We start from the raw sequence: 26,237 nt of genomic DNA, 5'->3' as shown, positions 1-26,237 counted from the left end.
CGACGCCCCCGGGACGCGGCACGCATGGCGCGGGCCTAGAGCTCCGTTGCAGTCTGGAGAAGACCACTCATGCTCGTGGCTTGACCTGCCGCCGCGCGGTCAACCATTTCGCCCATGAGTTGGTGCAGATCATCTTCCGGGAGCGCGGATAGGGCCACCACTCGACCAATCCGCAGAACCCGTTTCGCTGCATCACGCATCAACGCTTCACGGACCAGCGTTCGCTCGCGCTCGTCCACCACAACTCGACGGGTATCCAAGTAGTGAAGGTGCTGCAGGGCTAGGGCCTTCGCCACTTTGGGGTCTCCGCCCAAGGAGGTTGCCCGCTCGACGATCTGAACGAGTTCGTCCTCGGTCAGCTGCGCGGTGATATCCGCCCCGAGCAAGTACCAGCGCCACCAGTGGCGCCGGAAGACATTCCGCGGCTTCCCCACCAGCCGCTCATAGCTCGGGTCCATTGACTCTGACGGCCAACGCCACAGGGCGATGTCCGGCATGACAACCAATGTTAGGTAGTTCCAAACCTCAACGCGTCCTGCTTCCGACGGAGCGAGCTGTAGGTGGTCTCCCAGCAAGCTGGGCAGGGCAGTATCGAACGCCGGCTTGGCCTTAGAGGCCGGAAACCCGCATTCGACGGCGAGCCGATGGATGTCGTTACGTATTTGGTCGAGGTGTGATTGGTGCACGCGCCGCGAGGCGGTCGCACTGTAAAAAGCCCTTCCAGAATAAGAGTTCGCGAGATCCAACAGATCGTCACGCTCGGCTTGGTAGCACTTCATCAGGAGCTCCGTGGAATCCCATGAGTTAAGGCGAGGGTAGCTGAGCTGTTTCATAGCAGGTAGCCACCCCTCGCCTGGATGTGAGCTTCGAATTCTCCCGGCTGCTCGCGACCTAAGGCGCGAATCTCGTCTAGCGTGCGGTTGGGGAAGTTTCGGCGGATAGTGAGTGCCAGTAATTCACCCAGCGAGTCCTTGGGGTACTCCTCCTCTAGGTCGAGGTCCTCATGGCTGAGCGCTCCCAGGGTGAGCTGGCGGTTCACATCGTTTCTCAGGAAGGGCTCTAAGTTGGGCTCTGTGGAGGCGTCAGCCATGTACTGCATGACTGCCTGATGATCGGAGTTCAGGTAGAGCCGGAGACTTCCTACGCCCGAATCGAAGAGATCTTTACTCTCGAAAACGAGGCACCAAGCGCCCAGCNCTTCCAGGCGCACACTTGTGTCATACGTCCACAAGAGACTACCGGGCCGGTGCGGCGCCAGGGCATCAGAATCGGGCGCCGCCTCTAGCAAGGTAAGAACGACCCGGACGATGAGAGTACCGCCGAGTTCTGAGCCCGAGAACTGGAGTGATAGGCGGTTGATGCCTGGCTCGATTTCGTGAGCAGCACCCGCGCCGCGCAGCCGCGAGCCGGTGGCATGCCAAATCAGATGCCCTGCCAGACGAGAACCCGGCGGCAGGCCACATTCGACCAAACCGCGCTCAAGGTCTACGTCGAGGCTGACGACGACTTCCAAGGGGGTTTCGTCGTCCCAGTCCGGGACGAACGATGGCGAGACCCATTGCGAGTCTCCGCTGGTGATCAAGAACTCGACCACCTTGGCAGTGTCGGGAGAGCAGGTCCGGTGGCTGAGGACAACCGCGGTCATGACGGCTCGCCGTCCGGGACCAAAGCGACAGTAAGCCCCACCGCACTATCCAGCGGCACAAGAACGTCGACGGTCACCTCGTGACTGCCAGACTGAGTGATGCGCAGTCCTCGCCGGACATGCTCACCAAGGCCGGCATCGAAGTGCCACTTGCGCACGACGGGCTGTTCGAGATCGGCATCCTTCTCTCGGCCGGCCTCGCTGAGTACATAGGGAAGCGCCGACAAAGTCACAGGCAAGGGCGAGGATGGGGGAACGGTCGCTTCCACGGCAAAGGTGGCGACATGTTCTTGCCCTTCGAGCCGAAGGGTTGGCTGCCCAATGATGCGCGCCTTCAGTTTCCGCCTGCTGCCTCCGCCCCCACCGCCAGGCGGCTTCGGATCGAAGGCTGCGTCACCGGCGCCCGATACGAAGTCACCCAAGGTGGTGGAAAGGTGTACGAGACCTTGCCGCCGCTGCTGGCTCTCGTCGTCCGGCGACAGGGTTACGACAGCTCGCGCAAACGTCTCCTTTAGCCTTTCAAGAGCGTACTTGACAGGGTTACGAGCACCCTTGGGAAGGCCCATGTTGGTGGGAGCCCAGTCATCGTGGGCTACCGGCTCCGCAGACGCGAAGTGGCTGTCCGCGGCAGCGTCAGCGACAAACACTCCAACGGTAGCCTGCCCTTTCGGCGCCTCTCGCACCTGGAGGTACTTCACGATGAGACGAGGCTGGCGCATGAGGGCGACGTGCGAATGGATATCGACATGACCATCTGCCGGGATCTCGTCCGGTGGGAGGTTTCTCCAAACGAGAGTGCCGAGAGGCATAGTTGGTCGCTGCATGCGAAGGAAGTCCTTGTGCCAAGGAAATTCCGCCTTGGACGCCTGGGAGCCCGCCTCGCGGTAAGCTCCAGCGAAGTGCTTCAGCAAAGGATGCTGGTCTGGATGGGGTACATCGACCGCTGTACTCTCGTCGGTGAAGTTCCAGGCTACCGAGCCATCGACAGCATGGGGCCAGGCCCACCACAGAGCGGCGGACGCCAGCCGGCCGATGATGTCGGACATGGTCTCGGTGTTATCCGAGTTGAGCGGCCCTAGAACCATCAGCGATGTGCCGGAAGCCTTGTCCTTGAGGCGAGTCATGCCTAGGGACTCCGCTAGGCGGTCCGCCTCTCGGCCCTCGAGAGGTTCAACCTTAGTAACGTCATGCTCCGTCCCCCACCAATGACGGCCTGTATACCGCTGCGTTCCTTTTGCATAGCTGTTGGTGTGGCCCATGGCGATGAAACGCGAGACGCGCCTGCCTCGGTACGTCGATTTGCTGTAGATGAGGACAGTGGAGCAGCTGCTGGCTTGCCACAGCACCCCCTTGCCGAAGCCATAAGTCCCCCCGCCTATCTGCTTTTCCGCAGCTCGACCAACGTTACGAACGAAGTCAACGAAATCAGTTGCCTCGTCGGTGACCTTGTCTGCCCGAGTCGGCCCACCGAGCCCCTTGGTGCCGCTGTCGGTCACGACCAGAAGCGGTTGATCATCAATGCTGGCTTTCAGAAAGCTCTCGAGGGAACTATCCCGTGGAACCCGGGGGAAGACCACCTGGCGCAGCGTGGCCACCTGCTCCTCCGTCGGCCAAAAGCCGTCCACGGCATAGGTGATTGGACCCTCAGCAAGCCGCGCATCCCAGCTGTTCTGCAGCGTCTCCCTCAAGAACATGTCCCACATGTCCAATTGGGGTCTGCCGATGGCCCGGGCGCCGGCCCGGGCATCGATGTTCCCCTGCGGCGCATATGGCTCGGCGAAGTGGAACAGGGGATTCATTGCGTCGCCTTGGCAAAGACGGACCAAGGATCGGCGAGACGCCCCTGAGCCTCCGTCAGGTCGGAAAGATCGATAGCGTAAGTGACAGCGGAGACGGAGTCNCCTCTACACCCCGCCGATCCAAGATCGAGAACCGCAGTTCTCTGTAGATTTCCTCGTCCGCAGTGAAGTAGCCAAGCCCGGCAAGCGTCCTTCGNCCAGACGGGACGCGTTCCAGCTGCTGCGCGAAGAGGAACAGTTTCCCGACCCCATGCGTGTCCATCTGGAGCAGGCCGTGGATCGTCACCAAGAAGCGGTCGCGATGGAGGGTGGCTTTGACCTCAACGCCAGCGCTCGCAAATCGAAAATCGACTCTTGAGCGGTCGTGTCCGACCCAGCTCTTCATTGCGGCTTGGACGCCAATCCGGGTTGTGAGGTGTTCTAGTGCGTGCAATTCGGCGAGCAAGCCGGCGCATGGTCCCTCGCTCAAAACCGGGCTCGCAACGCTCTCTAAGAGCTCCCGCCACCTCTCAACCACGCTGATTGTCGCGTCGACCCCGTCAGCCTCGCCCAGAGCCGCCAACTGGCGAAGCACACTGTCACATAGACGGAAGAATGTGGAGTCAAGATGAGCGTCAAGGCTTGTGACGATGAGCCAGTCCTCGTAGGCCGCACCATCCGCGACAGCCTGCACGTGCGCCTTGAGCCCGCGCGTGACGAGGAGCGTCCCGGCCGCGTGCCCGGGAGCAGGGACCAACAGACAAGGGCGCCCGTCGCCATTGCGGGCTAGCCGCACCGGCTTGCCCACCACTTCGATTGGCACGTCATGAGCCCGCCATCCGCCTGGGGACGGCCTCTGGATGAGGGCAAACACTGACGCCGCAGACTCAGTCATGGCAGTGCGTCTCCGCTTTCAATACCGGCTGTGACCTCCGCTGCGGCTGCGGCTTCATCCGCTTCGTCCATCGCTTCGATGTCTTGGTCAGCTTCCTCGATTTCGTACGTTGATAGATCTGCACTCATGTAGGTGATAGTGCTTCCCTTTCCGACCGCCGGAGGGAAGAAGATGGTGACGCCCAAGACGTGGTCCACCGCCCCCAGCGGCTCGCGCAAGGTGGCCGTGGTCCCGGGACTGGAGGTCTTGGCAATGGGGTACAGGGCTAGGAGCGGTCCAGCAGATATACGCTCTCGAAGGGCCAAGATGTCAGCGTCGCTCGGCTGCGGGCCGAGCTGCGCCAAGGATTGAGGACCCAAGTCCGCCCCTCTATCAGTGGAGCCAGCCAAAGCCTTGATGTTCGCGACATCGGGCTTCGATTGCTTCATGCGCGTGCGACGTATCAGGTTCACCATCCCGGCCGGCCCTAAGGAGTACTGGCCTTGGGTGTCGGTCTCAGTAGACATGACCACGACGTTCCAATGAGTCAGTCCTCCCGCGGCGACCTCCTGATCGATGTAGCGGCGGAGCAGCCCTCCCTTCAGGCGGATCGCCGCCGGGTGGAACCGGTACTCGTCGAGGAACTGCAATATGGCCTTAACGGGAACGGATCTGAGTACATACCTCCCCGACCCTTCCACCTTGGACTCCTCCACACCTGGTAGAGCGGAGGACCTTTCCAAGAGTCGTTCACCGGCACGCCAGTTTGCGGACAGCCATTCTGAGTCAAGGTGGCTGAAGAGGATGGTCTGCTCTCGCGTCCCCGAGTACGAGAGGCTGGCCTGTGTAGCCGAGCGCATCTTCGCTGCCGCTGTGATGGCCATGGCGGGATGGGTACGAATCTTCACCGCAAGCTCTGTGGGCCTGAGGCCTTCGTTTTCGAACCTCTCGATCTCTCGCCGGATCTCCGCCTCCACGGTAGCCAGATCGCGGAACCACTGACGAAGGTCATCGGTCATCCATATCCGAACTAGGTCCGAGTACCCGCGTCTATAGCCGAACCATCGACCCATCTGCAGCAGCGTGTCGTATGCAGAGGCGGCTCGGACAAAATATGAGGTGACAAGCCCTTCTAAGGTCAGACCTCTACTCAGGGTGTTCCCGCCGATGGCGATGCAAGTAAGCGGTTCATCGTCCTCGTAAGCGAGCCGTTCCGTGGAACGGTAATTATCAACGATGACCTTGACGCTATCTACAACAGCCGAGAGCTCTGCGCTTACTGCCGCCCAGGGAACGTCTGTTTCGTCGTCCTGTCGCGCTACACGCCCATATTCGGATATCCAGACCTTTTCCAGACTGGACAGTACGGCGGCATCATTATTCTGCAGCTTTGTCTTGAGGTCATCCACGTAGTCCTGGATGACGTCCTGAAGACGGAAGTGAGCCTCAGCAAGCATGGAAGTGTGGATCAGCATTGACGAATGCTGATCACCTTGGCTGCGCACCCACCGCGCCGCAGTCGCCAAGATGAACCATTGAATGGCCGTTTCTAAGCTCTCCGGGATTGATGGGGACCAAGTCGCCACCGCGCCCTTTCCTTTGGGAGGTTGGGCCGCTGGCACATCGTTGCTCGGGACGTCGCGCACGACATCATCAGGTGCGGCTGCCTCGTCGTCATCGACGTGGTCGAGTAGGTCGCGCCCAAACAGGCGCTCCGGGCCGTAGTAGCCGTCGCCCGGCCGCAAGCTCACGATGAAGTCGCGTGGGTAAAGCCCCTCTTCCACGCCCGGATCTATCAGTAGATTCGCGAACGGCGTGGCGGTATAGGCAACGTATGCCGACTTGGGGCACTTAAGCAATCGACCGATAAGGGAGTTGATAACAGACTGCCGCCGACGACCGACATCGATGCTTGCCTGGTCCGCTTCGTCGTCGATTATCAGAATCGGACACGAATATAGCGTTGCCTCACCTGCAGACTCCAACCACTCGGCGAGGCGTCGCAGACGGTGGGGGTTCTTCTTAACGACCGCAAGCAACCGGTGGTTGTGACTCGCCAAGAAGGGCATCGCATTGAGGGACTTCTGAAAGTCATTGTCGGTGTCTGTAAGGCGCACCCACTGTTGATCTAGATCACCGATTAACTGCTGTTCCAAACGATCTTGAGTCTGGCTGCGGAGGTTCTCGGTCACCCCAGACAGAACCACCACCAAACGGTAACCAACGTCTACTGATTTGGCCGCCACGGACATAAAACTGGTGGTCTTGCCGCTCTGCACGTGCCCAAGAACCAAGCCTCTTGTGCGGATGGTTGTCGCCCCGGGAGGACGGCCTAGCCCAACGATCTTGTTTGAGGATCGGGAGACTTCTCGGAGAGCCTCCTTGGGTAGCTTCGGCTCCAGCTGTCCTCGTAGCGCCGGCCAGAAAATGTCGTCCTTGCCCGGCCCCGCGTACCAAGCTCCCTCTAGCCGCTCTTTGTCAACTAGCGCCCCCGGGTCTTTGAGGTCGCGCACCAGTCCGGCTTGCCTTTCAAACTCCAGACGCGCCTCTTGCGCCACCGCAACGGGGACGCCCATGTCGACCAGATCACGGTGCGCCGCTGCAACCGACCCGCCGCCTGCCACATAGCGCCCGATTATGCGAAGGTACCGATCCCGTTCTTCGTCACTAAGCACAGCGCCGCCCCCTCGTTCGTGTCTGACCGTCGTGATAGAGGCACTGCGACAACACCCTCGTGTGCAGCAATCTGGTGGCGCACAGGAGCGCGCAGGCTCGCGTACTTCCTATCAGGTTTCGGCGTCTGCGCGGGGCCGATCGCATTGACCGAGTTTGAACGCCTTGTCCCCGTCTGATCTGGCAGCACGGGTGACGCTCTGGATGACCACCCAGTCAACCACTGCTGAAGCCACAACCCGGTCGGGCTGCGGCGCACGCACGCTTAGGGAGCCACCGGGCCACGGCCCAGCAACCCAGCAACGATCTCGCCTATCTGCTTCGCCAGGAAAGGCGGCACAGCGTTACCCACTTGGTGGTACTGCTGCGTCCGCCCGCCCATAAAGAAGTAGTCATCTGGGAACGTTTGAAGTCGTGCCGCCTCTCTGACGGAGAGGCTGCGCATCTGGAGTGGGTCATGGTGAATGAAGTAGTGCCCGTCCTTCGAGATGTGAGAGGTGACCGTGGAGCTAGGGGACTTCTGCAGTTGCACGCGAAATCGGTCGGTGAACGGAACGCTGTCCTGGGTTAAGTTGCTGTGCAAGGGCCTAAGAGCGGAAGGAAGCTCGGTCACCTTGGGCCGCTCACCCTGCTTGCCCTTGAACGCAAGATAGGCGTAACGAGCGAGATCCTGCGGCATGTGGTTTCTTGATTCGTGCTGCGCGACGCCCTCGGCCGCGTGACCACGGATCCACTCTCCCAGTTCTCCTGAGAGGCGGGGCTGGTAATCGTGCACGTATCCCCGGGAGTAGGCCGGGGGGCGGATGCCCTTCGGCAGGCGCACTCCTGCTTCTTTCGCCCCCTCCATTAGCGCAGCAAGCCAACGCTCCTCGCTGTTCTCCCCACGGCTGACTCCCGACCGGATAGAGGGCAGGTCATCGAGCACGTCACCCACGGAAACCGGTCGCCGCACAGTGAGCGGCAACATGCTTGGTACACCAACGTCACTGCGCACGCCCAGCAGGATCACGCGGTGGCGAGCTTGCGGGACTCCATAGCGCTCCGCCCGGATCACGAAGTCCGACGGATCCAATCCGCCAGCCTCACCGGCCACGACACAAGACCTGATTGTGTATTTCAAATCAGGCGCAGGGTGCTCCAAGTCAGCGGCAATAGCTTGGAAGATCGGTCCACCGCCATGCTGGGACGAGAGCATCCCCTTGACGTTTTCCATTACGAACACGTGAGGGCGAAACGTTGCGATCAGATGAAGGTACTCGCGGTAGAGCGTGTGCTTGTGGTCGTCCTTGAAGGAGGCATCATGCCTGCGCCGGGACCGCCCCACCATGGAGTACGCCTGGCAGGGCGGCCCGCCCACCAAGACCCACGGATCGTCTCGGCGCACCGTCGTGTGAAGCGCTCGCCCGATGAACTCGTCCGAGGTGGCACGTGACTGCTCCGAGAGAACATGCTGATGCACTTCGTCCTCAGCGTGCGTCCAATGCGCTGCGAACGTGGGATGCGAGGTGAGGCGATCGTGGGAGAGACGGCCGGCGATGAACTCGTGATAGGCCGTCGGCAAACAACCATCTTCGTCGACTGCGTGCCGTGCTGCCGCGCGCAGGCGCAGCGTCGCCACTGCGCTCGGGTCCATCTCGACTGATGCCACGGTCGAGAAGACTCGAGCGTCCCGACCTCGGAGCGATGAGAACCCCTCGTTCAGTCCACCTGGGCCCGCGAATACGTCCACCACTGGGATGGATGCCATGATGACCTACCTCTTTCCGCTTAACTGGACCCAGGGTACCTGGTACCGGCACCGGGGGGACTGACCGTCCCCAGCCGCGAGCAACCCGCGCGGCGGCGTTGCGACGTCTGGGAGCACCTCAGCAGCAACGTGTCTTGGGCTGCAACGCCGACAGGGGCCCCGGACCATGATTGAGCGGCGTGATCCAGCCGAAGGGAAGGACCCTCTTGAGCACCTTGATGCCCTGCGGGCCCCGCCACACTAGATGCCCTGCAGGCCCCCGCCGCAGCCACCCTCTATCTGGTATGCATTCGACGTATGCCAGTGATACGCAGCATCTTCGTCCAAGAGCCCTTCCGAAACACGGATGAGTACCGCGAGGTCTCCGAGATCAGCGATCAGTTGATGGCCCACCTCAACGATGAGGCGGCCCAGACGCTCATCGAGGCCGCCAACGCGCCGGGTCAATCGAGCGCGCTCGTCCAAGCTTCATTTCTCGCCTTCGCTCGCGAGCTCGGCTTCCGCGACGAAGCTCGTGACCTCTTCGCCAGTTATGAGAACCGAGCGGTCCGGCCGGATTATTATCGTCCCCTTACGAACACAGGGATCCTCCTCGAGGTCGAACGAGGGAAGACCACGATCAACAACATGGATTTCTTGGACTTCTGGAAATGCCATCTATGCGAGCACGCCAGCTACCTCTTCTTGATGGTTCCCCAAGAACTTCGCCAGAACTCATCCATGCGTCCGCGACGCGAATACAACACCGTGGTCAAACGGATGGCCTCCTTCTTCGCCCCTCGCAACTACACAAACGTTCGAGGACTGCACGTCTTCGGCTATTGACGCTGGGGCATAAGGCCATCGAAGTGTCTCGCTCCTAGTCGCCGACTGACTGTGAACCCCGAGAACCGATCCAACCCCGCGCTCCCGGACCGAGGGGTCCGTGTCGTCGCCTAGATCCCGCCGTCCTAAGCGAGCTTCATTGTTCCCTGGCTTCAAACCCGAAGATCCAGTCGTTCCAGGGGTGACTGCCAAGGTTCGAGACGGCAGAAAAGCGATGGTGAATTCAGTGCTTCCACCGACGATGACCGAAGGTGGCGTCGTCGTCGCGGCATGGTTGCCGAGCAGTCTGCGCTAGCAGAGCGACATCGCGCAGCACCGGCCCGCCCGCCTGGACGTCCCAGGTCGCCCGGCTGGTGGACTGCGGTCAGGTCAGGACGTGCTTGCCCCGGGCGCGATGCGACACCCGAAGGGCCAGTCTCCGCAGGTCTGGGCGCGTCACACTGGATGAGTGCCTAGACGGCATAAGGGTAAACAAAGCGTAAGAAGTAGACTCGAACCAGGACAATCGGTGGACTCGGGGTGTATCGGGCGACTTAATGGCTGGTGTGGGTGGCCACCCGCACCAACCGATTGGGGAACGACCATGCAGACCCTGAACACCACTGTGGTTGCGGCCGCGAGCACCGGCGGCCTTCAGTCCTGGATCAAAGACAACGTCATCCCGCTGTTGTTGTTGCTCATCGCGGTGATGCTCTTCGTGCTGGCCCAACGTGGCGACAACGCCAAGGCCATGAAGGTGGTCGCTGGCGTCGTCGTCGCCCTGGGCGTCTTGGGTCTTGCGACAAGCGGCAAGGCCGACAACCTGGGCGCCTGGATGGCCAGCCTGATCACCGGATGATCAGATGCGCCTCCTCGTCGACGATGAGATCTACAACGTCAACGCCGTCTGGCTCGGCCCACCGAACAAGACGTTGCCGTTTCGCGCCCGCTACGTGGCCTACGCCGTGGGCGCCTTGGTCTTCGTGCTCCTGCAGGTCATCGAGCGTCGCCTGGGGATCGGACTGGGGTTCTTCAGCCTCGCGTACAGCCTGCTGGCCACGGTCGGCCTGACGCGACTGATCCTCAGCGTGGTCGACGCGGACCGGCCCTTGAGCTCGGTGCTCACCGGGTTTGCCCACGAGGTCGGGGCGCCACGAGAGCAGACCAAACCGATGATGGGCTCGTTCCAGCCGGCTCGGGTCCGGGCCGTTCCCGCACGCCTGAGCCGTGCGGAACGCAGGAGTGCACGTCGAGCTGTTGGGGCACCCGACGAGGAGGTCGCTGTATGAGCGCCAAGGCCGGACTGTCACTACGCCGCATCAGCGGCCATTGCACGGTCACCGCAGACAAGATCTACGCCTGGTACCTGCTCGATGCGCAGGGCTGGTCGTTCCGACCCGACGCCGTGCGCGAGCAGCTGATCATCGACTGCGCGGACGCCTACGCGCAGCTGGTCAAGCGAAGCATCCACATCCGGTCCACGACCCGCCCGTACCCGGTCAGCCATTGGGCCGCGGCGCACGACCACAATGCGCCAGCGCCGCTTCCCGCGTGGCGGGAACACCTCCTGACCGACCAGCACCACCTCGCCGGTCGCAGCATGGCTGACAAAGAGGTCTACGCCGGCGTTGAGATCCCTGCCCGCAAGGGGTTGCATAAGGCGCTGGGCGGCCTGGCCGGGACGTTCTCCGACCGGGAGGTCGCGGCCCTCTCGAAGCAGATCCGGGCCACGGACGAGATCATGGCTTCTCCGGGCATGGACGGCGTGCCGGTGACTCCACGTCAGCTCGAGTGGCTCCTGCACCGGTCCTGCTCGCTCGGACTGCCTGCACCCCTCACCCTGGGGGCAGTCGACGACGGCAGCTGGGAGTTGGAGGACCTGCACGAGTTCACCGACCACGTGCAGTGGATCGCTGAGCCCTACGGGCGCACCATCCGAGTCCTCGGCGAGAACGAGAACCTCCGGGTCGAGCGCCACGTGTGCGTCCTGTCGGTGGGACGGATGACCGACCTCGAGATCCCGTCGGGCATCCCGTGGATGCAGCGCACGGACCAGCTCGGCTTCCCCGTCGAGTGGTCGGCACGGGTGACCATCGAGGACTCCGCCAAGGTCGGCATGGCCATGCGCCGCAACATCCAGAAGATCAGGGCGCAGAAGGACCACTACGAGCTCGAGCACCACGAGCCGGCCCCGGGAGCTCTTGACCGCCAGGCCGACAAGGCCCTCAATGTCGAGGACGAGATCTCCATGGGCCTCTCGGGTCTGTCGACCCGGACCACGGGCTGGTACCGCCTCGCCGTCTCCGGCACCACTGAGGAGGAAGCGCTCGAACGCGCCAGCCTGCTTCGCAAGCTGTTCGCCCCGCAGGTCACGATCGCCCGGCCGGCCGACCAGTACGCGGTGGCCCGGGAGTTCATCCCCGGCGAGAAGCTCGCCTCGACGGCATACAAGCGGCGAATGCCTGTGACGACGCTTGCGGCCGCCGTGCCCGCAGCCACTGCGAAGGTCGGTGACCGGGTCGGGATCCACCTCGGTGAGACCTCCGGGACCAGTGCCCGCGTCGTCACCTGGGAGCCGTGGGAAACCACAGAGACCCGAGAGGAGTCGGGACTCGCCGTGCTCTGCGCCGGACTGGGTGGCGGCAAGTCGACCGCCGGCGGCAACATTATCTACCGCACCGTGCTGCAGGGCGTGCCCTGGACGGTGCTGGACCCCTCCGGCCGGCTCACCGCGTTGTGCCGCCTCCCCGAGCTTGCGGACGTGTCACAGGCCATCGACCTGCTCGACGCCCCGGCCGGCTCGCTGTGCACCTACCGGGTCATCGCGAACCCGAAGCGAGAGCACTACGACTCCGAGCTCGACTGGAAGGCCGCCCAGAACCAGGCCGAGGACACCAGGCGGCTGCTCACGTCGAGCGTTCTGCGCGCCATGCTGCCGCGGCAGCTGCAGGACCACGTCCTGACCGAGGTCGCGCTCATGCGTGCTGTTGGAGCGGTCCGCGCATCCTCCACCTCCTCGACGCACGACGTCGTCAACCATCTGCGTCACCTCGAGGGCGACCCCGACCTTGCCCGGCACGCCGGGTACATGGCCGACTTCCTCACCGAGGCTGCCAAGACCAGCCACGGTCGTCTGATCTTCCCCAGCGGGTACATGCAGGACTACGAGCGGACCGAGCCGCTGCTGACGGTCTACAGCCTGCGCGGGCTTGCCTTGCCCGACGAGGCGACTGCCAACAGCGAGGACCTCGACGAGCGCCTGTCCATGTGCGTGCTCTACCTGGCGGCGTGGCTCACCCAGCGAGGCATGTACCTCGGCGACGTCAACGCCCGCAAGGGAATCTTCATCGACGAGGCCTGGGCGCTGTCGACGTTCAGCACCGGTCGCCGGTTCATCGACCGAGCGGCGAGGGACTCTCGGAAGCACAACACCCGCGTGCTCATGGCGTCGCAGAACCCCGCCGACCTGCTCAAGCTGGACCTGGCCAACCTCATCTCCGCGGCCTTCATCGGACGGCTCACCGGGGAGGACGCCCAACGCGATGCGCTGCGGTTCCTCCCAGGCATCCGCGAGGGGATGGGCTACGAGTCCATCTTCGGCACCCTGTCGCGACCGACGCGTGAAGGTCGGCGTGGGTCTCGCGAGTTCATCTTCAGCGACGGCACCGGAGGCATCGAGCGCATCCGGATGGATCTGTCCGCCCACCCCCGACTGCTTGAGGCGCTCAACACCACGGCGCAGCCGGAGAAGGCTCTCAACCGGGTGACCCGTTCCAGCGCCTCCGACGAACAGCGCGAGGGTGCAGACGAGTCGGGGGCTGACGAGCGAGAGAGCGCCTGACATGGCCGGCACCGTGCGAGCCACCGCCCGCCGAGCGCTTGCCATCGTTGCGATCCTCGTCGGCCTCACCGCGGGTATGGCGGGTGCGGCCAGTGCGGCTCCGTCGATACCGGGGGTGCCCGACTGCAAGGACGCGCCCACGGCGCAGCTCCCCGGTGGTGGGATCACGGGGTTCCTCGACCCGGGACCGACCACTGCACCTGAGCCGAGGGATCCGTTCGTCGACAACCCGCAGACCAGCGTGTACGAGCAGTACGGCTACGCGGGACTGGGGTGGCACAGCTACGACCTCGGCTGTGGTGGCGGTGTCCGGGACATCGACGCGAGCATCGACACCGCGACCGGCAACTTCCTGATCTCGGCCGCCACCTGGGGTGCTGCCGCGTCAAACGGGCTGCACAACAAGGTCGCCCACCCCGACCAGTACATGGCACCCCTCGACGACGTGGTCACGGCCGTGACCCAGCGCCTCCACGACTCGATCTGGAGCCCTTGGGGCGCGACCGCCCTGGTCGGAGTGGGCGTTCTGCTCCTGCTCTACTCCATGCAGGGCCGCCTTTCGTCCGCAGCGTCTGCCGGGGCATGGGCCCTGCTGGTCCTGGCGATCGTCGCCGGCATCGGTCAGTACCCCAGCCGCGTCGCCAGCTTCTTCGACGACACGGTGTCCACCAGCGTCTCCTCCATCAGTGCGGGCGTCAGCGGGCTGACGAACCTCCCAGCGACGAGTGATCCCGCACGGGCACAGGGCGCACTCGTGGTGGACCGCGTGCTCTACGACAACTGGCTGCGTGGCGAGCTCGGAGCCACGGACTCCCCTGCTGCCAAGAGATGGGGGCCGGCGCTGTTCAAGGCCAGCGCCTTCACCTGGGCCGAAGCCAAGCAGGCGGAGCAGGACCCCGAGGCCGGCAAACGGATCGCCGAGAAGAAGCAGGAGACCTGGAAGAAGACCGCCGCCGAGATCCAGGACAAGGACCCCGTCGCCTACGGATACCTCCAAGGCAAGTCCGGAGGCAGGGCCGGCACCGGCGTCATGGTGGCCCTGGGGTCGACCTTCACCCTCCTCTTCCGGCTCGTCGCCGACATCTTCCTGTTCGCCGGACTCGTGATGCTGCGACTGCTCGTGATGATGTTCCCGGCCATCGCCGTCGTGGGCGTCATGGCGCCGATGGCCTCCATCGTCCGTCGCGTCTTCGCCATGGGTGGGGCAGCCGTCGTCAACGTCATCGCCTTCTCCGCAGGCTCAGCCGTGCACGCCACCATCATCTCCGCGGTCCTGACCCGCTCCACCACGACCGGCATGGGCGTCCTGGGCATCGTCCTGTGCCTGGTCACGACCGTGGTCGCATTCATCGTGCTGTACCCGCTGCTGAGCTTCACTAGCATCCTCGGCCAGTCCGGTGGTCCACGGTGGCTCAAGCGCGGTGGGAGTGAGGTCTGGCGTTACACCTCCAGTCGATTGGCGACCAAGAACGCCATGAAGGACGCTGACCACGAGCTCGCCGAGGAACGTCAGGCACCAGACCACGGCGCCGGGCCCCTGCCGGCCATGGCCACGACTGGATTCCGGTATCGCATGTCCCACCTCCCCTCCGAGGCCTTCGGGCGGCCGGACCACTCGCCGATCCGCGAGCGGCAACTCTCTTCGCCATATGCGCAGCGCCCCAGCCTGGCCGCGGTGGAAGCGCCCCGCATCGACTCGAGCCGCTCCCACGCACACGAGGACCGCGCGGTCTCGGTGGGCGCCGATCACCGGCATCCGTCCAAGGACCCGGCCTACGCCTTGGCCGCAAGCGCTCGGGAGGCCAACCCCGACCTCACCCCACCCGCGAACAGCCCCGGCCGGGCACTCTCGGGAGTGCTCGTGGACGAGATACCCGCCGACGCCCGCGAGCTGCCCACCTACGCCCACGACTCACACACCGAGATCCGACCTGACGGCGTTGGTCCTCGCGTGTACGACCCTGACACCAAGCGCACTGTGCTGGCGCTTCAGGAACGGCCCGAGGGATGACCGGCAGCGACGTGGGCCGGGCGATGAGGTGGCCTCTGTGGTCGTGGCGCAACCTGGCCATCACCACGGTTGCCGTACTCGTCGTCTTTGCTGCTCTCGGACGACTCACCGGCGGCTCTGGTCCGGCGTCCGACAACAGAACACCCGCGTCCAGATCGGCCGCCTCAAACCTCGCGGGCGGCGAACCCACGGTGTCCGCGACCGTCCCTGACCCGTCGCCGGCAACCACCTCCACCACACCCGGCTCCACCTCGACCACGGCGCCTGCGACCTCCGCATCGACCGGCCGGTCACCGGTCAAGGTGGCCACGGCGTTCGTGACCGCGTGGACGCACACGGCTGGTGGCGAGGGCCAGTGGATCGAGGGCATGAAGCCCTGGGCCACAACTCGCCTCACCAAGTCCATGGAAGGCGCCGACCCCACCCAGGTTCCTGCCACCAGAGTCACCGGTGACGCAGCCATCAGGACGATCGCCACGGACAGGGCCACCGTGAGTGTCCCCACGGATGGTGGCCGGATCGCCGTCGGCGTGGTCCAGCAGGCAGGCACGTGGCAGGCGGACAGCCTCGCTCCGGACGATGCCCCACCTGGAGCCTCCACTCCCGCTCTACAACCGACCACGACCGGGACCGGAGGCTGACGTGCCCGCCCCGCTGGTCGCCGCTGGCCTTCAAGTCGCCCGCAAGGTGGTCCTCCGTCGACTGATCCGCTTAGCGTTGATCGCTCTCCCGGTCGTGGTGGTCGGTGGCCTGGCGGTCGGGTTGCTGATGCTGCTAGTCGTCACCGGTGGAGGGGACTCGGGTCCGAGCTCTCCTCAGAGCTCATGCACGACCCTCACCGGCACTACGAACCGCACGCAAGCCGCCGGTCTCACACCTGAACAGCTGGCGAACGCCCAGACCATCGTTGCCGTGGGTCGCCAGCTCGGCGTCCCCGCGTACGGGTGGGTCGTCGCAGTCGCGACCTCATTGCAGGAGTCGAGCCTGACCAACGTGCCCACGGGCCACCTCGACAGTGTGGGGCTGTTCCAGCAACGAGCGGCCTGGGGTGCAGCCGCGGACCGGATGGACCCGGCCACCGCGGCGCGCATGTTCTACGAGGGCGGCAAGGGCAGCCAGCGGGGGCTGCTGAAGGTCAAGGGGTTCGAGGCCATGACGGTGACGGACGCTGCTCAGGCGGTCCAGGCCAGCGCCCTGCCGGATGCCTACGCCCGCTGGGAACCGCTCGCCCGCCAGATCGTGGCGGACCCGACCGTCCTCTCCGCCAGCTGCTACTCCGATGCCGACTACGCCGGAGACGGCACGCCGGGTTCCAACGCGGTTGCTTCTGCTCTCCAGGTCCTCGGCACTCCCTACAGCTGGGGCGGGGGCGGCATCGGCGGTCCGGGCAGAGGCTTCGGGCCGGGCGGGGACACGGTCGGCTTCGACTGCTCCTCCCTCGTCCAGTACGCCTACCACCAGGCGACCGGCATGAGCCTCCCCCGAGTCACCGACGCACAGGCCGCTGCGCTGCCCAAGGTCCCCGCGGGGTCCAGACTGCGGGCCGGTGACTTGCTCTTCTTCCGCTCCCCCGGCGATCCACCCGGCGCCTTCCACCACGTCGGCATCTATGACGGGCAGGGCGGCATGGTCCACGCACCGCGCACCGGCAAGACGGTCGAAGTCGTCCACGACGTCCTGTCCGATCCGTACTTCCGGTCGCAGCTGGCACTCGTCGCCCGCCCCGATGCGCCTTCAGCGGGCGTCGCCCAGGCAGGAGCCCGTCATGTCGGACCATGAGACCGAGGACACCGGCCACGCGACCACACCGGGCGATCCGGGGGCCGGCGCCACAGTCGCCACACCGGCCCTCCTCATCCGCCGCGCTCGGGATGTACACGAGTCGCTTGTAGGCAAGCGAGCCCGCTTCCTCATGACCAGCCACACTCCCGGCGGGGACTGGCTGGCGCACGGGTGGAAGGACGGCTTGCGCATCGTCTCCGAACCGAGCGATGGCATCGCCGGGCTCGATGAAACCGGGGTTTGGCTCCAGGAAGAACGGGAGTACTACAGGGACTGCGACACCACGAATCGGTTCGCCGTCGGTCTGTCGCGCGTTTGGGTCGAGCAGCACGTATCTGCTCCCGCGCCAACCCCCGAGGAAGCCCAAAATGCGTGGCTCGACAACCTCAACCGAGATCCCAACACCCCGGAAGTGCGGCACCTACAGCCGGCGGAGGGCTACCCGGATCCAGTCGGAAGGCGCGTCATCGTCACCTCGGATGGTGTGGAGGCCGACATGCGTGCTGTGAGTCCCGTCCGAATGACCAACGGCGGCGAGCTAGCTATTACCGTCCTGGACGAATGCGATTGGTATGGCTGGGCACATGACTACCCCGCAGCCCCTCACCCGACCTTGAGATGGGAACTCGCTTCGCGCGTCTGGGTCGAGTAGTGAGCGACCACCAGTTCAAGGCATCGCCGGGACTCAAGGTGGCGACCTGTGGGACGGAGCCGCAGCCGACCCCGACCGCGCGCTCGACCACGTGAGGCCACGTGCGCACCGCGGTCCGAAAGTCGACCTTTGGCGTATGGCAAAGAAGCGTTTCGCGCAGTGCCGACTAGCTAGGCCGCATATAGACCCTCGGCGGTTGGAAAGTGAAATCTACCGACGTGTGCGGAGCTTCTCAATAGCCGGAAGAAATGCCTTCTCTGAAGATGCGACCGGCTGGTGCGTCCGCTCTAGATCTACAAGCGGCAATAAATCGAGGTCATCGGCAGCGCTCCGCTTCATCACCTGGCGAGCGACGTCAGGTACAGAGTCTCCGTAGGCGGTGAGCTCTGCCCGTAGCGCGCTGTATGGCACCCCGACCTTCGGCACGTGCATGCCATAGTAGATACCTTCTCGCTCATCTTCGCGCGATTGACCCTCGACCGCTACCGGACCGACAGTCAAATGCCCAATGGCCAGGTCATGATTGTATTCTAATATAGATTTATAGGCATTCGTTGGCCCCGATTCTTCAGGAATCTGAGCCAGGGGCGTCTCCAAATGGATTCCGTGGCGATCTTCAGTCAAAGTAACATCATAGCGACCGCGACCGTCGTCGATCTCCAACTGGTAGACGGAGTAATCGCGAGACCTAAATACAGGGTTGACATTGCTCTCCGAATCGACCCCAAGTTCGGCGAGTAATCGAGGGACCTTAGAACGGAATCGTTCACCGGTTGATTCGTCCAGACCCTTGATCGCGACCCTCTCAATTTCGGAGCCAAGGTGCGCGAATTTATCTACCATCGGACGCATCCCTTCGTAGTTGCCGGTCCCATCGATAAAGAGGGCGCACCGCTTCCGTTGCAGACCCAGGCTCGACCCAGTTCTCATGCTCCAGGTGAATGCGAATGATCATCTCCTGTAACGCACCCTCACGAATTCGCCTAGGAATCGCTTTCGAACCCAAAAGTTCATACGCTATCAATTCTAGGTGGCGCCCCACGTCCGGCTTGAGGTACCGCCGACCCTCCAAGGCGAAGCCGCGCAACCCACCCGCATCGAAACCACCCGGACTCGTGAGGATGGTTTTATGAATGTCTTCCCAAGAGGTAGCTAGCACGATACCAACTCGTCGTCGCCTGCCCTCGGCACGGTCATAGGGATTAAGCCCACCTTGGACAATTCCATAAAGGAAGAGCCTCCCATCCGCACTGGCTAATACCGGGCTGCCGCTGAAGTGCACCAGGTCCACCTCGTTTGCATAAGCCGATTTCAGTTGCATATAGTCGGCGCCCTCTAGCGTCACCGCAGTTGGCTCGCCGGTGCCAGAGATATTCAAGCCTTCATGATCAAAGGCTGCTCCAAATCCAAATGAGAACCATGCACCGGGGCGTGCAGAATCCTTCCCTGAGGGGAGGTGAAACCAAGGAAAGAGTGACCGCGGAAGGGGGCGCCTCAACTCCAGGAGCCCGATCTGGGGGTCATTTCCTGCGATTGGTGACACACGCCTCGCAGTGGCGTCGTGAGGGAATCGCGCCACGACCTCCGCTCCATCACCTTCCTGCAGGCCAGCGAGCACATGCCCCGCCGTTAGAAGTAGACGAGGCGACAACGCGACGCCGGTCCCCACAGGCGATTCGCCCTTCCCCTTTCGCAGCAGGAGTCGACAAACGCGCACCCTCACGTCGGATGCGTCAGCGGCCCCGCGTGTTGCGACCGAGGTCACGACTTCGACCAAGTCATCTTCACCTCAAACCCGGCGGCTGCCTTGGCCCGAGCGAAGATGACGCCGGTCTCGGCCTCTAAATCCACCGAGACTGTCAGTTCTACGCTATCGAGTTGCCAGGCCTTCGACGCAGCTTCCGTTGAGAGGTCCTCAAGGTACGGTTGAAGAGAGTTCCGCAGCCATTCGATTGACCGCCCCAGTTCGTCGACTCTCGCGCCTAAGCTCTCAGGGGTAGGCACACTCCCCCCGTATTGCTCAACGAGAGAATCTTTGGGGACGACGCTCACCCGTACGTCGGCAGGGGTACTAATTCCGGTCGGTTGCACATCTGCGACCCTAGGCGCCCGGGTACGTGCATCGGACCACTCATTTGACGTACATTCGATGTGTTGTCGTGTCGAGCGATATGAGGGTCGTGCGTTGACTGACGCGTCATAGACCCACGGCCTGTGCGTACCGCCGCCAGGCAGGTTTGCCGTTTGTAGGCTGGATCTGTGACAGACCTGTTGGCGGAGTGCATCGCGGAGCGGCTGTTGCGTCCCTTCGAGACGCGATGGCACCACGTGTGCGGTGTAGCGGCCGCCGCGGAGGTGATTGCTGCGGGGGAACGGGACTCGAAGACGCTGATCGACGCCGCCTGGCTGCACGACATCGGATACTCCCCCGACCTGAATCGCACTGGCTTTCACCCGCTAGATGGTGCACGGTTCTTGTCTGACCACGACTGCACCGAGCAGGTGGTCGGCTTGGTTGCCTTTCATACCGGCGCCGAGTTCGAGGCCGAGGAGCGCGGCCTCACTCAGGAGCTACAAGCTTTTCCCCGGCCTGACCAGTCCCTGCTGGACTCGCTGATTCTGGCGGACCTGTCCGTCTCGCCGCTTGGTCTGCGGGTGCACCCCGAGGAACGCATCGAAGAAATCCTTGATCGCTACCCCCCATCGGATCCGGTGCATCGGGCGGTGATTCGCTCCAGGACCTACCTCTTGGCCTGCGCAGCTCGAGCCGCCGTGAGGACCGGCTCACCCGATGAATGGGGCTTCAGCGCCGCTTAGCGCGTGCTCGATCCGGAGGCGCATCGAAGGGTGGATGTCCAGACCAGCAAGATCATCCGGCTGCACCCACTGCACCTCGCGGCTCTCGCTACTGGTCCGGGCGTCGCCGCCGACCAGCTTGGCCCTGAAGGCGATCGAGAACTGCTGGCGTACTTCACCGTCGTCGTAGGCCATGACGTGACGAGGGTTCGTATAGGTGCCGCTGATGCCGACGACCTCGACCCTGTAGCCGGTCTCCTCTTCAACCTCGCGGACCACCGTGTCAGCGATGGACTCGCCGATCTCGTGGCCACCACCGGGCAAGGCCCATAGGTCGTTGTCGGTCTTGTGAATCATAAGCACCCTGCCCAAGTCGTCCTGGACGATGGCCACCACAGACGGCACCACGCTGTTTGCCCCTGGGGCGTCAGGGTCGTCGATGTAGTCGATGCGAGCCATCACGCGAGCCTAGGCGAATGATGCTCCGCTGATGGGTTGAGCGTCGTCCCAGACTCGTTCGAAGGCCTTCATCTGGTGGTCGAACATCCGGCCGCCGGCGATCCGATGCAGATGCATGACTGGTGAGTGGTTCGCCGGGGCGCCGAATGCGTGGTGGTTGGCGAACAGCTGGTCGTCGAAGCGGAAGACGGAGCTGTAGAGGGTGGCGCCGTGCGCTCGAGCCTCGACGCCTGGCAGGTCGAGCAGTGGCTTCATGTACAGCCAGGTGAGCCGGCAACGGGCGCTCAGCCCTTCGCCAAGGCCTTCCTCTCGTCCTCGAAGTTCCACGGCCTCCGACTCGGGATCTCCGAACAGCAATCGGACTCGCGTACCCGCTCGCGATCGAGCAGCCACGATCTCGTCGAAGTCGGCAATGGTGTCGTGCAGGAAGGTCGCCGCGAAAGCCAGGACGTCGATGCAGTCAGTGGCGCTGTGGAGCAGTGACTCCCAAGTGCCGGCTGGCACACTCCCCCGGTTCGGGTGCACGGCCACGACTTCCGCGGTACTCGCTGCCTCGACGCGGGATTGGCTCAATGCGTCCGGCCACAGGTAGTGCTCGTCCTTGCCTAGTCGCAGCGCCGTCGCCTGGCGCGAGCGGCGATGCGGAATGCGCCCGAGGCCGATCCACCGGTCGATCGTCTTGGGATCGACCTTCAGATCCTCGCCGAGCAGCTCGCTGGTCAGCCCGGCTTCCGCGATGGCCGCACGCAGACGTTCGTTTGACCCCATTAGTTCCCCCTTTTGGGACGGTTCGACCACTTTAGGACGTCCCGAAGTGTCACGTGGGGCGGTGACGCCGTGCCTGTGGATGACGGTCCCATGGAGTCACGCCACAAGGCGTAATGGAATCTCGGAAAGGACACCACCATGGCCATCGCCAAGCGATTCAAGATCTCCCACGACGAGGTGTTCCCCCATGGCGCCTACCTCGTCTCGCCGGTGAGCCCCGTCGGCGACTTCGAACGGTCCACGCAGGACAACAAGGTGCAGCAGATCGACAAGGACAGCGGCCTTCCGCTCTGGCAGGTCGAGGTACTCGACGCCGACCCCGAGGCAAGCAAGGCGCAGCGGACGGTCACCATCAAGCTGGCTGCGAAGGTCCAGCCGGTGCCCCCGACGAACGACTCAGGCACGCCCTTCACGCCGGTGACCTTCGTCGGGCTCAGCGCGCTGCCCTACGTCGAGCAGGTCACTCAGACCTTCTCCCGCGTGGCGTGGTCGTTCCGGGCCGAGACCATGCAGTCCGCCAAGCCGGCGACGGTCGGCGGTCAGGGCAAGGCGGCGTGACGTGCGCCCCTTCGACATCGTGGCATGGGCGGAGGCCCTAGGGGTCGGCGAACGTGAACTGCCCTGGGCCCTCGCCTCGCGCGTCCGGCTGGTGGAGGAACTCCATGCCGAGCTGACCAAGCTACGTGTTGGGATGGCGGAAGCTCCGGACGAGGCCATGCTGGCGTCGATCAGCTCCGCCAGCCGAGCACTTGGTGCGGCCGGAGACCGCCTGACCGACGCGTTGTCCGACGTGCGGCGGGAGCACTGACATGCGCGCTGGCCGAGTCATCGACTGGGCGACCGCTCTCGAGACCAGTCCCGAGGAGCTGCACCGACGTCTCCGCGGACTGTGGCAGGAGCAGGAGGACGTGTACGCACGCGAAGCCCGCATCCGGGAGCAGCTCCACGCATGTCCGGATCGCGAGCTGGACTCACGCCTGATGCAGGCCGAGCGACACATCGCCCGGGCAGCCGTCTTGTTGGGTGAGGCCAGCGTCGACAGCGCCCGAGTGAGGTACTGACGTGGACCGGCGAGTCGATCAGCCACTCTTCGGAAGTGACGACCCGATAGCGATCATGGCCGAGGGAGTCCTGCGGCTGGCGTGGCTCGCAGTCGGGAGCATGTGGGGCATCGCGTTCGCGGCTTTCCGTCACCCTGTGCTTACAGCCCTCATGGCAGGGACGGCGGTCGTGGTTCACCATTACGGCCCCTACGTCACTTTGTGCGTTGCTATCGGGCTGCTTACAGGGGGCGTGACCTGGCGCGTTGCGCTGCCGAACTCCTACGGCCGGTGGTGCCGTCCGCGATTGACGCAGCTGGCTCTGGCGCCTTGGTACCGGGCGCGGTGGCCGAAAGTGGCCTCGCGCACCGGCCTCGTCGCCCACGACCACACGAGCGCCCACGGCCGACGCCCGTCCCAAAGATCGCACGATGAGATCCCCTCCCTGAGGCGGCTGCGCGTCACACCATCCGGGGTGCGACGGCTGCTCCTGCAGCTGCCTCACGGGGTCACCCCATCGATGGTCGTCGACAAGGCCGACGCCATCGGGCATGCAATGCGATGCCAGGACGTCCGTGTCCTCGAGGACCGACCCGGTCGCTTGTGGCTGGAACTCCATCGGAGGGACGTCCTGGCGTCCGTCATCGACCCGATCACTCCGCCGGCCCCGGTCGACTTCGCATCCATCCCGCTCGGCCTTCACGAGGATGGGACTTCTTGGCGACTTCGTCTGGCGGGCACGCACGTGCTGATCGCCGGCGCCACAGGTGCGGGAAAGGGGTCAGTCCTTTGGTCTCTGTTCCAAGGGCTGGGTCCAGCCACTCGGGAAGGACGTACCGAAATCTGGGCCATCGACCCCAAGGGCGGGATGGAGCTCCGGCCCGGGGTGCGCTTGTTCTCCCGATTTGAGGACGGCACACCAGAGTCCATGTGCCGCCTTCTCGAAGAGCTGGTCCAGGTCAAGGACGAGAGGGCCCGCTCCTTGGCTGCGATGGGAAGTCGGACGCATCTCGCCACCACCGAGTCGCCGCACATCGTGCTGGTTGTCGACGAGCTCGCGACCCTGACGGCCTTCGCCGAACGTGCTGTCGTCCGGCGAATCGAGCAGGCCCTCGGCATCCTCCTGACCCAAGGCCGCGCGTGCGGACTGACCGTCGTCGCGGCGGTGCAGGACCCTGCCAAGGACGTGGTCGTCTGGCGAGACCTCTTTCCCACGCGTATCGCCTTGCGGCTGGACAACCCGATCCAGGTCGACATGGTGCTCGGTGACGGCGCAGGCGACATGGGCGCGCGTGCCGACCGAATCAGTGAGCTCACTCCCGGCGTGGGTTACGTGCGGGTCGAGGGCACCCGCGCGCTCCGACGTGTTCGAGCGTCCTATGTCTCAGATCAGGAGATTCCACGGCTTGTCGCTCGCGGCGCGCGGCTCACCCCGGCGCCGCTTCCCGCGACAGCCCAGGGGGACGACCAATGAGCCGCACACCACGCTCAAACCGTGACGTCGGCTATGGCAGGCCGATGCCTTGGATCGACACCGGTCGGGAGCCAAACACGCGAGAGCTGGATTCGACTCGCTGGCATCCAGACGCCGCCTGCACCGGCGCCGGAGACTGGCTGTGGTTCGCAGACGCAAACAGCCCGCTGACCAGACGGGCCGTCGCGACGTGCCACCAGTGCCCCGTGAGGCGCGCGTGCCTTGCGACCGCCCTGCTGTACGCCGAGGAGTTCGGCGTATGGGGTGGAGTGCCGGCAGCGGCCCGAAGAAGGCTACTGAACCGCCTCGCCGCTGGAGCCGACCTGACGTCCGTCCTGGACGACGCACTCCGCTCGCCTCATGACGAGGTGGCCTGATGACCCGTTCAGTCGCAGGAACAGAGGCCTTCTGGGGCCACGGGGACGCAACCGGCCTGGACCTTGGTGGGCTCTCAGCCAGCGAAGAGCGTCAGGTCATGTTGCGGCTCAGGTCGCGACACTTCGAGCAATGGGCCACCGCAGCTGCCCGCGTCGGACACTGCACCAATCCCATCCGGGTCCGCGGGGCCAGCACGACCTTCGACGCGTCGACCGGACAGCCAGTCCGCTCGTACAGCACCGACTCCGAGCCTCTGGGCGTGCTGCACCTGCGCTGCGGAAACCGACGGGCCGATGTGTGCCCCTCCTGTTCCCGGCTCTACGCCTCCGACATGTTCCACCTCATCCGATGCGGCGTGGCCGGCGGGAAAGGGGTACCTGGCCGAGTCGCCGACAACCCCTTGGTCTTCGCAACCATGACGGCCCCGTCGTTCGGTCCGGTCCACACGGCCGCGTCCGCCTCCGGGCGGTGTCATCCACGCTCGAAGTCGCCGGAGTGCGCCCATGGCCGGCGCACCGCCTGTTTCGAACTCCACGATGACGCGGATCCGAGACTCGGCCAACCTCTGTGTTGGGAGTGCTACGACTACGCCACCCATGTCGTGTGGCAGTGGTGGGCACCGGAGCTGTGGCGACGCTTCACGATCGCCCTTCGACGAGCAGTTGCCCGCCACCTAGGGATAAAACCGCGCGACCTCAACGACGTCGCAACCGTGCAGTACGCCAAGGTGGCCGAGTACCAATTGCGGGGCGTCGTGCACTTCCACGCTCTGATCAGATGCGACGGTCCACGCAGTCGAGACGGTTTCGAGGAGGCACCGGCTCCCATCACCAGCCAGGTGCTCGCGGAACTCGTTGCGGCGGCCGCCAGAGAAGTGCACTTCGACGCGCCTCCTGTCCTCGACGAGAATGCGACCAGGAACCTGAGGTTCGGACGACAGCTCGACTCCCGTCCGGTCAGGGCCACACAGCGCCTGGACGATCCCGAACGACCGCTCCGACCGGAACAGGTTGCCGGCTACCTGGCGAAATACGCGACTAAGTCGGCCACCACGAGCGTCGACGGCGGCACCAACCCTCACCTCGAGCGCATCAAGGCGGTCGCCGAGGCCGTGGCTGCGGCTGTGACCCCAGACGAGGGGTGCGACCAGGTCCCCTACGAGCTGATGTCTCACTGGGTGCACATGTTGGGCTTCCGAGGCCACTTCGCCACCAAATCCCGGCGCTACTCGGTCACCCTCGGCGCCCTCCGTCGAGCTCGGCACCGAGCCAAGAAGCTCCTCGCCCAAGCAGAGGAAACAGGAAGCTCCCTTCACCTCGCAGCGCTAGAGGCAGAGCTCATGGCTGACGAGGAGGACACCACGACCCTGGTGATCGGCCACTGGCGGTTCGCGGGCACCGGTTGGCAGACCGCCGGCGACGCAGCCCTTGCTAGAGCGGCTGCTGTCCGGGCCCGCGAGTACGACCAGTGGAAGGCAGAGCAGCGCAGAAACCGACCCGAGCAGAGGAGCTGAGC

General features: G+C 64.3%; 24 protein-coding genes. 14 read left to right on the top strand and 10 right to left on the bottom strand.

The genetic code is table 11. The annotated features are described in order from the left end of the window. Nucleotides 1-35: 35 nt before the first annotated feature. From ASG70_RS19230 to ASG70_RS07300, 5 genes are all read right to left on the bottom strand, one after another. The gene (locus tag ASG70_RS19230) at nucleotides 36-833 is read right to left on the bottom strand and encodes a DUF6339 family protein (protein WP_156399868.1); all 798 of its coding nucleotides are present in this window, start codon (nucleotides 831-833) and stop codon (nucleotides 36-38) included. An 808-nt stretch (nucleotides 834-1,641) separates the two neighbouring features. Beyond that, on the bottom strand, nucleotides 1,642-3,444 hold the full coding sequence (locus ASG70_RS07315; RefSeq protein ID WP_056883148.1) for a hypothetical protein: 1,803 nt from the start codon (nucleotides 3,442-3,444) through the stop codon (nucleotides 1,642-1,644). Nucleotides 3,445-3,641: 197 nt separating this feature from the next. After that, nucleotides 3,642-4,318, bottom strand: a 677-nt coding sequence (locus tag ASG70_RS20335) for a PD-(D/E)XK motif protein (protein WP_369818887.1), incomplete at its 3' end; no start/stop codon positions are given. Further along, a complete protein-coding gene (locus ASG70_RS18830) occupies nucleotides 4,315-6,921 on the bottom strand; it encodes a Z1 domain-containing protein (protein ID WP_235531382.1) in 2,607 nt (868 codons plus the stop codon). The genes ASG70_RS18830 and ASG70_RS20335, both read right to left, overlap by 4 nt. A 314-nt stretch (nucleotides 6,922-7,235) precedes the next feature. Next, nucleotides 7,236-8,618 carry a DNA cytosine methyltransferase gene (locus ASG70_RS07300; RefSeq protein ID WP_235531381.1) on the bottom strand — a complete coding sequence of 461 codons (1,383 nt, stop codon included), beginning with the start codon at nucleotides 8,616-8,618 and terminating at the stop codon, nucleotides 7,236-7,238. A 402-nt stretch (nucleotides 8,619-9,020) separates the two neighbouring features. On the opposite strand from ASG70_RS07300, the gene ASG70_RS07295 reads away from it, so the two are divergent. The 7 genes from ASG70_RS07295 to ASG70_RS07260 all read left to right on the top strand — a co-directional run bounded on the left by ASG70_RS07295 (nucleotide 9,021) and on the right by ASG70_RS07260 (nucleotide 17,807). Beyond that, nucleotides 9,021-9,542, top strand: a complete 522-nt coding sequence (locus tag ASG70_RS07295; protein ID WP_056883144.1) for a hypothetical protein — start codon at nucleotides 9,021-9,023, stop codon at nucleotides 9,540-9,542. Nucleotides 9,543-10,125: 583 nt separating this feature from the next. Further along, complete coding sequence (locus ASG70_RS07290; RefSeq protein WP_056883143.1) at nucleotides 10,126-10,380, top strand: hypothetical protein; 255 nt, start codon at nucleotides 10,126-10,128, stop codon at nucleotides 10,378-10,380. 4 nt (nucleotides 10,381-10,384) lie between these two features. Further along, entirely contained in the window at nucleotides 10,385-10,810 is a 426-nt protein-coding gene (locus ASG70_RS07285) for a hypothetical protein (RefSeq protein ID WP_056883142.1), read from the top strand. Continuing rightward, nucleotides 10,807-13,362, top strand: coding sequence for an ATP-binding protein (locus ASG70_RS07280; protein ID WP_056883141.1), 2,556 nt, complete (start codon nucleotides 10,807-10,809; stop codon nucleotides 13,360-13,362). Before ASG70_RS07285 ends, ASG70_RS07280 begins: the two co-directional genes overlap by 4 nt. Before the next feature lies 1 nt (nucleotide 13,363). Beyond that, on the top strand, nucleotides 13,364-15,373 hold the full coding sequence (locus ASG70_RS07275) for a hypothetical protein (protein ID WP_056883140.1): 2,010 nt from the start codon (nucleotides 13,364-13,366) through the stop codon (nucleotides 15,371-15,373). Between the two features lie 912 nt (nucleotides 15,374-16,285). Further along, nucleotides 16,286-17,152, top strand: a complete 867-nt coding sequence (locus tag ASG70_RS07265) for a C40 family peptidase (RefSeq protein WP_162253895.1) — start codon at nucleotides 16,286-16,288, stop codon at nucleotides 17,150-17,152. Next, nucleotides 17,139-17,807: a hypothetical protein gene (locus ASG70_RS07260; RefSeq protein WP_056883137.1), complete on the top strand. Its 669-nt coding sequence runs from the start codon at nucleotides 17,139-17,141 to the stop codon at nucleotides 17,805-17,807. Before ASG70_RS07265 ends, ASG70_RS07260 begins: the two co-directional genes overlap by 14 nt. A gap of 210 nt (nucleotides 17,808-18,017) precedes the next feature. Here the strand turns inward: ASG70_RS07260 and ASG70_RS19225 are convergent, their stop codons facing one another. From ASG70_RS19225 to ASG70_RS20325, 3 genes are all read right to left on the bottom strand, one after another. Beyond that, nucleotides 18,018-18,650 carry a hypothetical protein gene (locus ASG70_RS19225; RefSeq protein ID WP_156399865.1) on the bottom strand — a complete coding sequence of 211 codons (633 nt, stop codon included), beginning with the start codon at nucleotides 18,648-18,650 and terminating at the stop codon, nucleotides 18,018-18,020. Further along, complete coding sequence (locus tag ASG70_RS20330; protein WP_369818881.1) at nucleotides 18,640-19,476, bottom strand: serine protease; 837 nt, start codon at nucleotides 19,474-19,476, stop codon at nucleotides 18,640-18,642. Before ASG70_RS20330 ends, ASG70_RS19225 begins: the two co-directional genes overlap by 11 nt. A 92-nt stretch (nucleotides 19,477-19,568) precedes the next feature. Then, the gene (locus ASG70_RS20325; protein ID WP_369818886.1) at nucleotides 19,569-19,811 is read right to left on the bottom strand and encodes a CU044_2847 family protein; all 243 of its coding nucleotides are present in this window, start codon (nucleotides 19,809-19,811) and stop codon (nucleotides 19,569-19,571) included. 255 nt (nucleotides 19,812-20,066) lie between these two features. On the opposite strand from ASG70_RS20325, the gene ASG70_RS07255 reads away from it, so the two are divergent. Next, nucleotides 20,067-20,624: an HD domain-containing protein gene (locus tag ASG70_RS07255; RefSeq protein ID WP_056883136.1), complete on the top strand. Its 558-nt coding sequence runs from the start codon at nucleotides 20,067-20,069 to the stop codon at nucleotides 20,622-20,624. Here ASG70_RS07255 and ASG70_RS07250 read toward each other — a convergent pair. Next, nucleotides 20,592-21,062, bottom strand: a complete 471-nt coding sequence (locus ASG70_RS07250) for an NUDIX hydrolase (protein WP_056883276.1) — start codon at nucleotides 21,060-21,062, stop codon at nucleotides 20,592-20,594. The two genes, ASG70_RS07255 and ASG70_RS07250, sit on opposite strands and share 33 nt — an antisense overlap. Nucleotides 21,063-21,071: 9 nt before the next feature. Continuing rightward, nucleotides 21,072-21,830 carry a hypothetical protein gene (locus ASG70_RS07245; RefSeq protein ID WP_056883135.1) on the bottom strand — a complete coding sequence of 253 codons (759 nt, stop codon included), beginning with the start codon at nucleotides 21,828-21,830 and terminating at the stop codon, nucleotides 21,072-21,074. Nucleotides 21,831-21,968: 138 nt separating this feature from the next. On the opposite strand from ASG70_RS07245, the gene ASG70_RS07240 reads away from it, so the two are divergent. The 6 genes from ASG70_RS07240 to ASG70_RS07220 all read left to right on the top strand — a co-directional run bounded on the left by ASG70_RS07240 (nucleotide 21,969) and on the right by ASG70_RS07220 (nucleotide 26,235). Continuing rightward, entirely contained in the window at nucleotides 21,969-22,388 is a 420-nt protein-coding gene (locus tag ASG70_RS07240; RefSeq protein WP_056883134.1) for a hypothetical protein, read from the top strand. A gap of 1 nt (nucleotide 22,389) precedes the next feature. Then, the gene (locus ASG70_RS07235; RefSeq protein WP_056883133.1) at nucleotides 22,390-22,638 is read left to right on the top strand and encodes a hypothetical protein; all 249 of its coding nucleotides are present in this window, start codon (nucleotides 22,390-22,392) and stop codon (nucleotides 22,636-22,638) included. Between the two features lies 1 nt (nucleotide 22,639). Beyond that, nucleotides 22,640-22,891: a hypothetical protein gene (locus ASG70_RS07230; RefSeq protein WP_056883132.1), complete on the top strand. Its 252-nt coding sequence runs from the start codon at nucleotides 22,640-22,642 to the stop codon at nucleotides 22,889-22,891. A gap of 499 nt (nucleotides 22,892-23,390) precedes the next feature. Further along, a complete protein-coding gene (locus ASG70_RS07225) occupies nucleotides 23,391-24,344 on the top strand; it encodes an FtsK/SpoIIIE domain-containing protein (RefSeq protein WP_162253894.1) in 954 nt (317 codons plus the stop codon). Continuing rightward, entirely contained in the window at nucleotides 24,341-24,721 is a 381-nt protein-coding gene (locus tag ASG70_RS18820; RefSeq protein WP_369818880.1) for a WhiB family transcriptional regulator, read from the top strand. The genes ASG70_RS07225 and ASG70_RS18820 overlap by 4 nt, the downstream gene beginning before the upstream one ends. Then, nucleotides 24,721-26,235, top strand: coding sequence for a replication initiator (locus ASG70_RS07220; protein ID WP_369818879.1), 1,515 nt, complete (start codon nucleotides 24,721-24,723; stop codon nucleotides 26,233-26,235). The genes ASG70_RS18820 and ASG70_RS07220 overlap by 1 nt, the downstream gene beginning before the upstream one ends. Nucleotides 26,236-26,237: the final 2 nt, after the last annotated feature.

The organism is Phycicoccus sp. Soil748 (assembly GCF_001428025.1).
GTDB lineage: Bacteria > Actinomycetota > Actinomycetes > Actinomycetales > Dermatophilaceae > Pedococcus.
The sequence above is the reverse complement of the archived record's forward strand: the minus strand, read 5'-3'. Positions and strand labels throughout refer to the sequence as shown.

Coding starts and splice junctions, on each gene's coding strand:
- ASG70_RS19230 (WP_156399868.1), bottom strand. CDS start 833: ATGAAACAGCTCAGCTACCCTCGCCTTAACTCATGGGATTCCACGGAG.
- ASG70_RS07315 (WP_056883148.1), bottom strand. CDS start 3,444: ATGAATCCCCTGTTCCACTTCGCCGAGCCATATGCGCCGCAGGGGAAC.
- ASG70_RS07290 (WP_056883143.1), top strand. CDS start 10,126: ATGCAGACCCTGAACACCACTGTGGTTGCGGCCGCGAGCACCGGCGGC.
- ASG70_RS07285 (WP_056883142.1), top strand. CDS start 10,385: ATGCGCCTCCTCGTCGACGATGAGATCTACAACGTCAACGCCGTCTGG.
- ASG70_RS07280 (WP_056883141.1), top strand. CDS start 10,807: ATGAGCGCCAAGGCCGGACTGTCACTACGCCGCATCAGCGGCCATTGC.
- ASG70_RS07275 (WP_056883140.1), top strand. CDS start 13,364: ATGGCCGGCACCGTGCGAGCCACCGCCCGCCGAGCGCTTGCCATCGTT.
- ASG70_RS07260 (WP_056883137.1), top strand. CDS start 17,139: ATGTCGGACCATGAGACCGAGGACACCGGCCACGCGACCACACCGGGC.
- ASG70_RS19225 (WP_156399865.1), bottom strand. CDS start 18,650: ATGGTAGATAAATTCGCGCACCTTGGCTCCGAAATTGAGAGGGTCGCG.
- ASG70_RS07250 (WP_056883276.1), bottom strand. CDS start 21,062: ATGGCTCGCATCGACTACATCGACGACCCTGACGCCCCAGGGGCAAAC.
- ASG70_RS07245 (WP_056883135.1), bottom strand. CDS start 21,830: ATGGGGTCAAACGAACGTCTGCGTGCGGCCATCGCGGAAGCCGGGCTG.
- ASG70_RS07240 (WP_056883134.1), top strand. CDS start 21,969: ATGGCCATCGCCAAGCGATTCAAGATCTCCCACGACGAGGTGTTCCCC.
- ASG70_RS07230 (WP_056883132.1), top strand. CDS start 22,640: ATGCGCGCTGGCCGAGTCATCGACTGGGCGACCGCTCTCGAGACCAGT.
- ASG70_RS07225 (WP_162253894.1), top strand. CDS start 23,391: ATGGTCGTCGACAAGGCCGACGCCATCGGGCATGCAATGCGATGCCAG.
- ASG70_RS18820 (WP_369818880.1), top strand. CDS start 24,341: ATGAGCCGCACACCACGCTCAAACCGTGACGTCGGCTATGGCAGGCCG.
- ASG70_RS07220 (WP_369818879.1), top strand. CDS start 24,721: ATGACCCGTTCAGTCGCAGGAACAGAGGCCTTCTGGGGCCACGGGGAC.